The sequence below is a fragment of the Litorivivens lipolytica genome (assembly GCF_014191715.1).
GTDB lineage: Bacteria > Pseudomonadota > Gammaproteobacteria > Pseudomonadales > Spongiibacteraceae > Litorivivens > Litorivivens lipolytica.
Genome location: NZ_JACHWY010000002.1, coordinates 320,031 through 331,253, shown reverse-complemented (window position 1 = coordinate 331,253; position 11,223 = coordinate 320,031). Strand labels below are relative to the sequence as shown.

The 11,223-nt window shown below is 56.2% G+C and carries 8 protein-coding genes; 1 reads left to right on the top strand and 7 read right to left on the bottom strand.

Annotated features, from left to right (window positions below):
- Nucleotides 1-79: 79 nt before the first annotated feature.
- A complete protein-coding gene (locus FHR99_RS09940; protein WP_183410501.1) occupies nucleotides 80-1,597 on the bottom strand; it encodes a fumarate hydratase in 1,518 nt (505 codons plus the stop codon).
- A 102-nt stretch (nucleotides 1,598-1,699) separates the two neighbouring features.
- Nucleotides 1,700-2,458 (bottom strand): hypothetical protein, encoded by a 759-nt coding sequence (locus FHR99_RS09935; protein ID WP_183410500.1) that lies wholly within the window; start codon nucleotides 2,456-2,458, stop codon nucleotides 1,700-1,702.
- 228 nt (nucleotides 2,459-2,686) lie between these two features.
- On the opposite strand from FHR99_RS09935, the gene FHR99_RS09930 reads away from it, so the two are divergent.
- Complete coding sequence (locus FHR99_RS09930; protein ID WP_183410499.1) at nucleotides 2,687-3,328, top strand: urate hydroxylase PuuD; 642 nt, start codon at nucleotides 2,687-2,689, stop codon at nucleotides 3,326-3,328.
- A gap of 401 nt (nucleotides 3,329-3,729) precedes the next feature.
- Here FHR99_RS09930 and FHR99_RS09925 read toward each other — a convergent pair whose 3' ends face one another.
- The 5 genes from FHR99_RS09925 to FHR99_RS09905 all read right to left on the bottom strand — a co-directional run bounded on the left by FHR99_RS09925 (nucleotide 3,730) and on the right by FHR99_RS09905 (nucleotide 11,222).
- Nucleotides 3,730-5,592 carry a DmsC/YnfH family molybdoenzyme membrane anchor subunit gene (locus tag FHR99_RS09925; RefSeq protein ID WP_183410498.1) on the bottom strand — a complete coding sequence of 621 codons (1,863 nt, stop codon included), beginning with the start codon at nucleotides 5,590-5,592 and terminating at the stop codon, nucleotides 3,730-3,732.
- Nucleotides 5,593-5,606: 14 nt separating this feature from the next.
- On the bottom strand, nucleotides 5,607-7,790 hold the full coding sequence (locus tag FHR99_RS09920; protein WP_183410497.1) for a molybdopterin oxidoreductase family protein: 2,184 nt from the start codon (nucleotides 7,788-7,790) through the stop codon (nucleotides 5,607-5,609).
- 307 nt (nucleotides 7,791-8,097) lie between these two features.
- Nucleotides 8,098-9,210 (bottom strand): OmpA family protein, encoded by a 1,113-nt coding sequence (locus FHR99_RS09915; RefSeq protein ID WP_183410496.1) that lies wholly within the window; start codon nucleotides 9,208-9,210, stop codon nucleotides 8,098-8,100.
- 210 nt (nucleotides 9,211-9,420) lie between these two features.
- Complete coding sequence (gene hda, locus FHR99_RS09910) at nucleotides 9,421-10,119, bottom strand: DnaA regulatory inactivator Hda (protein WP_183410495.1); 699 nt, start codon at nucleotides 10,117-10,119, stop codon at nucleotides 9,421-9,423.
- A complete protein-coding gene (locus FHR99_RS09905) occupies nucleotides 10,116-11,222 on the bottom strand; it encodes an AI-2E family transporter (RefSeq protein WP_183410952.1) in 1,107 nt (368 codons plus the stop codon). Before FHR99_RS09905 ends, hda begins: the two co-directional genes overlap by 4 nt.
- Nucleotide 11,223 lies beyond the last annotated feature (1 nt).

The window sequence follows — 11,223 nt, the reverse complement described above, 5'->3', positions numbered from 1 at the left end:
GCGGTATTTCACATGGGGTGGGGGGAGATTGCAAACGCCCCTGCTCTTCGCGCTACCGGAAGAACAGGGGCCCAGAAGATCAGACGACCTCGATCGCCTGCTCTTCAATCAGCTTCGACCACTTGGCCGGACCGGATTTGTGCACGGAATCCCCGTGGGTATCCACCGCCACAGTCACGGGCATATCCACCACATCAAACTCGTAGATCGCTTCCATGCCCAACTCGGGGAAGGCCACGACTTCGGCGTGCTTGATGGCCTGCGCTACCAGATAAGCCGCGCCGCCTACGGCCATCAGGTAGACCGCTTCACTATCGCGAATCGCATCAATAGCAGTATCGCCGCGCTCGGCCTTACCGATCATGCCCAAGAGGCCGGTTTCTTCCAGCATGGTGCGGGTGAACTTATCCATGCGGGTCGCGGTGGTCGGGCCAGCCGGGCCAACCACTTCGTCTCGCACCGGATCAACCGGACCCACGTAATAGATGAAGCGGCCGGTCATATCCACCGGCAGTTTTTCGCCCTTGGCCAGCATGTCGACCATTTTCTTGTGCGCCGCATCGCGGCCGGTCAGCATCTTGCCGTTCAGCAGCAGGGTTTCACCGGGCTTCCACTCTTTCACTTCTTCAGCGGTTACCGTGTCGAGGTTGACGCGACGCACACCCTCGCCCACTTCCCAGGTAATTTCCGGCCAGTCGTCCAGCGACGGCGGAGTCAGCGTCGCCGGGCCAGAACCATCCAGGGTCACGTGAGCGTGACGGGTAGCGGCGCAGTTGGGGATGATGGCAACAGCCTTGTTGGCGGCGTGGGTCGGGTAGTCTTTTACCTTCACATCCAGCACGGTGGTCAAACCACCAAGACCCTGAGCACCAATACCCAGTTTATTGACTTTCTCCATCAGCTCCAGACGCAGCTCTTCGGAGCGGTTGGACGGGCCGCGCTCGCGCAACTCGTGAATATCGATAGGATCAAGCAGGGCTTCTTTGGCGACCAGCATGGCTTTCTCGGCAGTACCGCCGATACCGATACCCAGCATACCGGGCGGGCACCAGCCAGCACCCATCTTGGGCACCTGCTCCAACACCCAATCCACAACCGAGTCAGAGGGGTTGAGCATAGCGAACTTGGATTTCGCCTCGCTGCCGCCGCCCTTCGCTGCTACACACACTTCAACCTTGTCGCCTTCGACAATTTCGTAGTGGATAACCGCCGGGGTGTTGTCTTTGGTGTTCTGACGGGCGCCGTCGGGATCCGACAGAATCGAGGCGCGCAGCACGTTGTCGGGGTGGTTGTAGGCGCGACGCACACCTTCGTTGACCATGTCGGTGACCGACATATCGCTTTCCCACTGCACGTTCATGCCCACTTTCAGGAATACCGTCACGATGCCCGTGTCCTGACAGATCGGGCGATGACCCTCGGCACACATGCGGGAGTTGATCAGAATCTGCGCCATAGCGTCTTTCGCGCCCGGGTTCTGCTCACGCTGATAGGCCTGGTATACGCCTTGAATGAAATCTACCGGATGGTAGTAGGAGATATATTGCAGGGCATCAGCAACGGTGCTGATCAGGTCGTCTTTGCGGATTACGGTCATCGGCTGCCTCACTGGTCTGCGAGCCGGGCAACCGTTACCAGCCGCCCCACCCGCGCGAATCGGGGGCGGCAGTATACCTCAGAGTGGGAGGCCTTTCACCGTTCAGGGCGTTCCGCCGTGATTGCTCTGGATGGTGGTGCGCAAATCGGTAATGTCGCGGTTTACCTGTTTGCGGAAGGCGTTGACGGATTCCAGCCATTCTTCGTTGGCCTTAACACGAGATTCCAGCTTGGCGACTTTGTCCGCGATGTTGCCGCCTTGCTTGAGCTCGGCAATCTCGCTCCAGTTGGTTTCCGTCATATCCCGCGTTTTTTGCAGCTGAACTTTCAGGTTAGCCAGCTCTTTTTTGTCTGCGGCGTTGGCTTTTTCAACCGCGGCAACCTTGCTATTCAGTGTTTCAAACTGCTTGTTAATAGACTCGAGACTCTTTTCCATCTTGGTAATTTTGGTCTCGTGCTCAGCCAGCTGCTCCTTACTGCGCTTCCAGACATTGTCCCAAAGCTTGCGAATTTCAGTATCGAGGAACTGCATCTGCTTTTCGAACTGATCGCTGGTTTCAGACACACTTTCATCGGTGATATTGAGCTGTTTTTCCAAACGCAGGATGCGCTGCTCATCCAAGGTCAGCTGGGCACGCGCCAGATCGAGCTGCTGATAGAGGTAGTAAGCGCCACCCAACAGGAGCAGGATGATCAGCCACTGCAGCCAGCCACCACCGTCAGCGGATAGCCCCGCACCGCCACCCTTAACCTCCGGCACGTCCCCAATCCGATCCACCATGCGTGTGCGGCGCTCACGCTGATAGGCCTGAATATCATCGGCATCGGGCTTGATGCCACCGGGTCTGCTGGGATGGGTCATGGCTACTCCTGAATGCAGTGCGCGGCGTGCATTATGACAGCTGCCTGTCACCGACAAAAGAGCACTGTTCGGCGTTTACATCGAACACTTGATTGCCGTCGCAAACCGCCGATATTTCTAGCTTTTCAATCTTTTTGCTATACTGCCGCGACAACAAGCTTTCCTCGCAGACCCTCAGAGGGCGAGGAGTAATAAAAGTTCAATCTGCCACAATTGATAGGGACCGCTATGGAAAACTTTATTACTATCGATCTACTGTTCCGCTGGCTGCACGTGCTGTTCGGCATTACCTGGATCGGCCTGCTCTACTACTTCAACTTTGTTCAAACCGAATACTTCAAAGAAGCCGAAGCCGGCGCCAAGGCCGACGCGGTTAAAAAGCTCGCTCCGCGCGCGCTGTGGTGGTTCCGCTGGGGCGCCATGTTCACCTTCCTGACCGGTGTGGTCCTGCTGGAAGTGATCCGTCAGGCTCACGGCTGGGATTCCTACATCATCGTGGGTGCTGTTCTGGGTACGCTGATGTTCCTGAACGTATGGCTGATCATCTGGCCGAACCAGAAAATCGTTTGCGGCATCACTCCCGGTGACGCAGCGGCTGCCGCTCCCAAAGCGGGCCTGGCTTCACGCACCAACACCCTGTTCTCTGGCCCCATGCTGATCGGCATGATGGGTTCATTCCACGGCACCGGCGCTGCCAGCTATGGCATGAACAGCCTGCCGCTAGGTCTGTGGATCGCGCTGGCGCTGATCGCTGCCCTCGAACTTAACGCCATCTTCGGCAAAACCGGCCCGATGACCACGGTAAAAGGTGTTATCCATTGCAGCATCGGTCTGAGTGTTGTGATCCTGGCGCTGCTTCAGTTCGTATAAGCGTCAGAGCCTAATAAAGACCCGGGCTTGCCCGGGTTTTTTATGACCAAAATATAAGGTTGAGGTTCGCGATCACTCTGTTACCATGCTGCCAAAGTTTTAGGTCAGCCCACAAAAATCCAATAAAAATCAGGCATGGCACCATCGTCAAACAATCCAAACCGGACGTCTCGCAGCTCCCATCGTGTATTGAAGGGAGATTTCATAGCCAGAGGTGAAGAGATACCGTCCGCTCCTTCAGACAATGAAGATCAGACGCTTCTTACCTGCAAGCAGCAGGTGATGAACAGCATCATTGAGCGAATGCGGGCTGAGAAGGTTGCCAGGCGTTACGAAGACGAGTACAAGCGCAAGCATCCCGCAGCGACTGCAAAAAGGCTGCGGGAGTACGCCTGAAAGCCTCAGTGGCTGTGGTAGACCACGCCCACCTGCGGCATATGCGCCAGACCGATCTCTCTGGCGTGCTCTTCGAAATCCTTGTTCTTCCAGAAGAAGGCACCAGGCATGGTGGTCGGAATAACCAGCACGTAGAACAGGGCCCGACCAATCAGCGCGACGGTCAGCGCCGCCAAGGAAAGCGCCAGCGCTAGCGGCAATATCGCCCAGCTGCTAAGCCCCCCACTGAAAACCCCACCAAGAAGCGCAAGTGCCAGAACCAGATTCACCCCCAGCAGCACATTGCGCAGCGTATAGCTCTTGCCAAAAACGGTGCTCTGCACATAGTGCGATGCACTGCCCTCGTTATTGGCCAGATTCATATCTACTGCATGGCGCCACAGACCCACGGCTTCCAGCGCCGTGCCCGCCAACACCAGCATCACGCAGACAGCAACCAGCGACGCTGTGCTTTGTTCCAGCCATACCAGCGTGAATCCACCGATCAGCCCCAACAGAAGGCCACCGAACACCAGACTGGTGCCGACAAAGCTGCTGCCCGTCTGCCAGTGGTTCCAGAACGGACGCGCCGGGATGCGGTAGCACTTAATCATGTAGTAAAGACCGGTCGCACCGGCTGGAATGGCCAACCATCCAAATACCGAGGCCAGCATCGGATAACTGCCCCAATCGCCCAAAAGCGATTGGAATACGGCGTTGTCTGGCAGCGCAGCTAACAGATGCAGCCCCCCGAAGACCATAAACAAGAGGATGCCAAGCCCTTCGCGACAGACCGGTGAGTGACGCAGATTGTTAAACCCGCGGTAGAAACGCAGGGGCTTACCCAAATGCGTCGCTGACATCAGCATGCCCAAACCCGCAAAGGCCACGGCCAACGCGACCATCGGCACGTACATCACGGAACTGCGCAGCGCCTGCAGCGGTTCCACGCCGAGCTGGGCACCCAGAAACAGACTAAAGAACAGGCCAAGTGCTGCCTGACTGGAGAGGGTAAAGATCACCAGCGGGTTTTCACGCGAACTCAAGCGTTTGAGATTCCAGTGACGGTCGACACCTTTCTTCTGATCCACCACCGGGCGGTACTGCCCATCGTCATGCTTGTGGTATTTCACCGGCATGCCATCGGGACGAGTGACCTCGTCCGGCATATGCTTAACCTGCTGGAAGCGGATATTGGGATGAGTGATTTCCGGATCAGGGAAACCGGGAATGGAGACTTTGCCCTGTTCGCGATTCTCAGGCAGATCTTCCACCACCCCAAAATTTAGCGCATTACCCAAACACGCCGACACACAAGCGGGTTTGAGATTCACCTCGAGGCGATCGACACACATATTGCACTTCGACACCTGACCCTTGATCGGATCAAGCTGAGGAGCGTTGTAGGGGCAAACCCAGGTGCAGTAGCCGCAACCGAAACAGGTTTCCGGGTCCTGCAGCACCGCGCCATACTCTGCGTGTTTGGTGTAGGCGCGCGTTGGGCAGCCCTTCAAACACACCGGGTTATCGCAATGGTTACAGGCCATTGAAATATTCATCCGACGGAAATCCGGATAGGTGCCGCCTTCAACATAACCCACGCTGCGAAAGCTGATATGGGCCGGATTGTCGTTCTTTTCCGAGCAGGCGGCCTCACAGGCATGACAACCAATGCAGTTATCCGCCGTAAAGTGAAAGGCGTGCTGCTTGTTGCGATTGGGGTTGGTACCCACACCGGGCTCGTCATTGATAAACATTTCCCGACCGGGCTCAGCCACACCGCCAGAGCGCGCAATCAGATCGATCGGCGCTTCATAAAAATTCACCTCGGGCGCTTTCGGCTCTTTCAGAAAAGCGTATTGGGGTTCGTCGTCTCGTACTTGCCACATCGTAAATAAACCTCTTAAAACGCCCGGCGCTCAACGTTCAAACGCGCCGCTTCCTTCTGATCCACATGTTCAATACGCACCGCACACTGCTTGAAGGCCGGTTGCCGTGAGTAAGGGTCGAGCAGGCCCAGCGACAGACGGTTTACACAATCGTGGTAGTGCATCGGGATAAACACCATATTGCGCGGCACGCGCTGGGTCAGCTGCACCATGACTACTGCATCGCCGCGGCGGGAAACCAGCCTAACGTAGCTCATATGCTGCACACCCAGGGCGCGAGCGGCGTCCGGGTTCATTTCCATATACGGGGTCGGGCTGAATTTGTTCAGGTTGCCGATCTTGCCGGTCTTGGTACGGGTGTGGAAATGCTCAACCACCCGACCGCTGTTGAGCCAGAAGGGGTATTGATTGTCCGGCACTTCGTTGTTTTCGATGTAGTCCATCGCCAACAGATTGGCCTTGCCGCTCGAGGTCTGGAACTTGCCGTCGCTGTAGAGGCGAGGGTTACCCGTAGCCTCCCCCTCTCGCATCGGCCATTGAATACCGCGCTGCTCTTCAATCATGTCGTGGCTCATGCCGGAAATATCTAGGGTGCGACCATCGCCCTTGGAGAGATGCTTCATCTCGTCGAAAATTTCCGAGGTCGTTTCCGGAAATTTGATCTTGCGGCCCTGCTCAAAGCGCTTGGCCAGCTCGTTGAACACCCAGTAATCCGGCTTCGCCTGACCCGGTGGCTCAACGAATTTGCGGACTAAATTGACCCGGCGCTCGGTATTGGTCTGTACACCTTCTTTTTCACCCCAAACCGCACCGGGCAGATAAACGTGGGCGTACTTGGCGGTTTCACAATCGGCGTAGCCATCCTGCACCACCATAAACTTCAGCTTCTCCATCGCCTTTTTGATCCGCGGCTGGTTGGGCATCGACGTCAGCGGGTTGGTAGCGACAATCCACAGCGCCTTGATTTCGCCGGATTCGATGGCTGGAAAAATATCGGTTTGCTGCAGGCCGCGCTTTTTGGGGAAGAACTCGGGATCGACGCCCCAGAACTTGCCGACTTCCTCGCGATGCTCTTCTTTTTCCAGCATGCGATAACCCGGCAGACCGGAACAGGACGACCACTCACGGGTACCCATGGCGTTGCACTGACCGGTGATGGACAGGGAAGTGCCGCCGGGGATGCCGATATTGCCGGTAATCAGGTTGAGGTTGTTGATACCGCAGACGCCATCGGAGCCGTGAGTGCTCTGGTTGATGCCCATGGTCCAGATACTCATGGCCGAGGGCGCCTTCGCATACAGTCTGGCAACGTGGCGGATAGTATCGGCATCGATGCCGCAGATACGCGAGGCAGATTCCGGATCGTATTTCTCGATCAGGGCCGCCAGCTCGTCATAACCACTGCAGTGGGCGTCGATATAATCCTGCTTCTGCAGACCCTCTTTGATGATCACATGGGCCATGGCATTGAGCAGCACCAGATCCGTACCGGGAGTGATAGGCAGGTGAATATCGGCGAACTGGGCCATCATGGTGACGCGCGGATCGACCACAATCAGGGGGAATTTGCGTTTTTCCAGCGCTTCTTTAAGACGCCAGTAAATAATCGGGTGCTGTTCCGGCAGGTTGGAGCCGAAGGCCAACAAGCAGTGAGTATGCTCAAAATCCTCGTAGCAGCCCGGCGGTCCATCGGAACCAAAGGAACGCTTGTAACCGGAAACCGCCGACGCCATGCACAGGGTGGTGTTACCGTCGTAGTTGTTGGTGCCGATTACGCCGCGCACCAGTTTGCCCAGGGTATAAAACTCTTCGGTCAGCAGCTGGCCGGTGGACACGACCGCCACACTGTCGCGACCGTATTTTTCTTGGATGCGCTTGAATTCGTCAGCTGTGCGGTCCAATGCCGCATCCCAGCTGGTTGGCTGGTAGGGCTGATAAATCTTGTCGCGCATCAGCGGCTCAGTACCGCGACCCGCCGTAGTCACCAGCTCGTGCTCAAAAATCCCCTTGATGCACAGTTTTCCCTGGTTAACTGGAGCACTACCCTTGCCGCGACTGGTAACGGGTTTGCCCTCGGCGCTCAGGCCCACCTCGATCGAACAGCCCGTGGAACAGTAGCCGCATACGGCATACTTCCAGTCGACCACTTTCTTGTCGGCAATTTTAATAGGCTTGCGGTCTTTCCGCCCAAACAGCATGTAATGTCTCCCAATAATGCGCCGGCACTAATATGGTGCGAGGCAAAACGGCCTTCCCCCAACGATATGCACCAAAACAGGGTCGCACTGGGGAAAATCCGGTTACTGGGAGAGTTGTTTCAAGAACTATGCCAACGGTTACGGGCAACCGAGAAACACAAAAAACGCCCTAAAATTCAAAGGCTTGAAGGATAGGCACTAAAACAGCGCATCGTTCTGACGCAGGCCGGGAGCCACACAACAAAATAACGGAAGGGAAATAAAAAAGGCCTCCATGAAGGAGGCCTTTGGTCACTGCGAAGTGAGTTTACTCAGACACTTCAGCCTTCAGTACGGCAACCACGCGGCGGTTTTGCTTGCGGCCTTCGCGAGTCTCGTTCGAGGCGATAGGACGCTCTTCACCGTAACCAATGGCGGTCAGACGCGAGGCGTCAATGCCGTAACGGGTTACCAGAGCAGCTTTAACCGCATCGGCGCGACGCTGAGACAAGGTCTTGTTGTAAGCATCGGCACCCGAGCTGTCAGAGTGACCCTCGATAACCGCGCTAACACCACCGAATTTCTTCAGGAAGTCAGCAACCTTGGCAACCTCTGCCTGGTACTGGGCAGGAATTTCCGCAGAGTTCGAAGCAAAGTTCACTTCCATGCGGATCTGCTCAGTGCGCGTCAGTACGAACTTACAGCCGGTTTCGTCAACCTGGCGGCCGGCTGGAGTCTGCGGACACTTGTCTTTGTAGTCTGCTACGCCGTCACCGTCGGTATCCAGCGGACAACCAGAAGCGTTGACTACCACACCAATCGGGGTGTTGGCGCAACGGTCAGTCGTGTCACCCACACCATCGCCATCGGTATCTTTTTCCATAGGCTTCATCGGCGCGGGTTTGGGCTTCGGTTTGGCTTGTGAATCACCAAAGGCGTAGGCAACGCCCAATGTAACCAGACCGTCCGTTTGCTCAACATCCAGACTATTTATCGCACGAATATCAAAACGGGCTGACCAACTGTCGTCGAAAAGGTAGCGAACACCACCACCGATGTTAGCTTGAGTCACCGCGTTGTCACCAGCGCCGTCAAAATCGAATTCAGCATGACCCAGACCGATTGCAGCATAGGGCTTCCAGCGTTCGCCACCGTAGTAACGCAGCAGATCAAGTGACCCTTGATTCAGGTCAGCATCGATGTTGTCGTTGTATTTGTGGTCAGGAGAAGAATTCATGTAGCGGAATTCCACGCCCCAGTCTTCAGACAGCTGTCGCTCGATACCGATAACGCCAGTAGCAACGTCATCCAGGTCCCACTCCCCATCAAAAGTTTGCAGACCCACTCCCAAGCTGGCCCGCCAGGGACCTTCTGCAGCGACGTTGGCCGACAAACCTGCTGCCGCAGCAGCCAGAATCGATACGGCAAATGTTTTTTTCATCCTAAAACTCCCCTTGCATGAATGCCTTTCACTAGATCCAAGAACTGGACTTTGGATAACGGAGATACGCTCTGCTCGGCTTCGTACCGGTAACATCCCGTACTTCAATCGTTATTTTTACTAACTCGCGTTACATATAGCGCAAAAAACTCATTAATTCCACTTTAAAGAAGGGCTTATCAGCACAAATTGACAAATTCCCTGTATGAGCTACCAGCCCATCACGGACTTTACAAACGGTTTGGTCAGGGCGCGCTGATGGCGCAGGGATTCACGGTCCAGCTGATCCAGAATGTCGAACAGGGTGGAGAGGTTCCGGGCGGCTCGGTGATACAAATATTCCGCCACGTCAGGGCTGAGCTCCATACCCAGTCCTTCCGCGCGAAACACCAGCGCCTGCAGGCGTTGCTCTTCATCGAGCGAGTGCGCCTGATAGACGCTGAAACTGGTCAGGCGGGAGCGTAGATCCGGCAGGTTGCAGTCGAGACTGCCCGCCGGGCGAGCCGATGACAGCAGCAGCGAGGTACCGCTTAGGCTGGCGCGGTTATAGAGGTGAAACAGAGCCTCTTCCCAGTTGTCCTTGCCCAGAACAGCGTCTACATCATCGAGACAGAGAAGATCCAGCGTTTCCGCACCGGCGAGAATCTCATCGGGGCTGTAGCCAACCATATCTTTTAATGGCAGATACGAGGCAATCTTTCCATCAGCCGACGCCGCCTGACAGGCAGCCTGCAACAGGTGGCTGCGGCCACTTTCGGCAGCGCCGTGAACCATCACCCATTGCTCACCTTCGCCACGAGCCTGCAAGCCGAGTTGGTTAACCAACAAGCGATTGGCAGACACCACGTAAAAGTTATCGAAGGTCAGAAAACGATCAGGCCCGATGCCCAGAGCCAATTGTTCACTCATGAGGTGCGATCTTCTGTGGAGGGGGCATCGGATTCCTGGCCAGACTCTACGACTGCGCCGTAAAAATCACTGCCCAGATAACTGCTATGGACGTGGCGCAGCATGACCATGATGACGGCAGCCGCCGGAAGTCCCAGCAACACACCGACAAAACCGAACAGCTGCCCGCCGGCAAGCAAGGCAAAAATCACAGCCACCGGATGCAGACCAATGCGATCGCCAACCAATAGCGGCGTCAACACCATGCCTTCCAGCATCTGACCAACACCAAAAACCACACCAACCTGTACCAGCACCCAAATGTCCTGAAACTGAAACCAGGCAGCGATCACGGCAGCAACAATGCCCACCACAAAACCCATGTAGGGAACGATGCTCGCCAATCCGGCAACTAGACCCAGCACCAGTGCCAGCTCCAGACCAACTGCCCACAGCCCCAAGGTGTAAATAACGGCCAAGGCCGTCATCACCAGCAGCTGGCCACGGATAAAGGCGCCAAGAATTTCATCACACTCCTTAGCGATAAGGCTGGCCCGCCCCTCAATCCTGCGCGGCAGCAAATCGCGGATTTTAGCGACCAAAATGTCCCAGTCACGCAGCAGGTAGAAGGTCACAACCGGAATCAACACCAAGGTACTGATCCAGCCCAGAATGGCCAGACTGGAACCCGTGATTCGTGACCACAGGCGCATGATCACATCGCCGGCCGTGCCAATGTTTTTCCCTAAGGCTTGCCCCGCCTGGGACAAAGAGGCGCTGTCGCCGAGGCGCGCCTTCAGCTCGGGCAGAACATTCCCCTGCAACCACTGCACCAGCGACTGCAAACGGACACTCAACAACTGAAACTGATCAATTAGCAGCGGCAATGCGATCAACAAAGCGATCACCGCGAGCAGCGTCAAACCCAGAAAGACCAGACACACCGAGGTGGTGCGACCCAACCCCCGGTCTTCCAGGCGGTCGACCAGTGGATCGCCCAGATAGGCCAGCAATGCCCCCACCAGAAAAGGCGCAAGAATGGGCTGCAGCAGATGAATCAGCACTACACCGCCGACGACCGCGCCTGCAATGAGCAAAAGCCGCGCGCTTGGCTGATCGCTCATC

Coding starts and splice junctions, on each gene's coding strand:
- FHR99_RS09925 (WP_183410498.1), bottom strand. CDS start 5,592: ATGTGGCAAGTACGAGACGACGAACCCCAATACGCTTTTCTGAAAGAG.
- FHR99_RS09920 (WP_183410497.1), bottom strand. CDS start 7,790: ATGCTGTTTGGGCGGAAAGACCGCAAGCCTATTAAAATTGCCGACAAG.
- FHR99_RS09930 (WP_183410499.1), top strand. CDS start 2,687: ATGGAAAACTTTATTACTATCGATCTACTGTTCCGCTGGCTGCACGTG.
- FHR99_RS09905 (WP_183410952.1), bottom strand. CDS start 11,222: ATGAGCGATCAGCCAAGCGCGCGGCTTTTGCTCATTGCAGGCGCGGTC.
- FHR99_RS09940 (WP_183410501.1), bottom strand. CDS start 1,597: ATGACCGTAATCCGCAAAGACGACCTGATCAGCACCGTTGCTGATGCC.
- FHR99_RS09935 (WP_183410500.1), bottom strand. CDS start 2,458: ATGACCCATCCCAGCAGACCCGGTGGCATCAAGCCCGATGCCGATGAT.
- FHR99_RS09915 (WP_183410496.1), bottom strand. CDS start 9,210: ATGAAAAAAACATTTGCCGTATCGATTCTGGCTGCTGCGGCAGCAGGT.
- hda (WP_183410495.1), bottom strand. CDS start 10,119: ATGAGTGAACAATTGGCTCTGGGCATCGGGCCTGATCGTTTTCTGACC.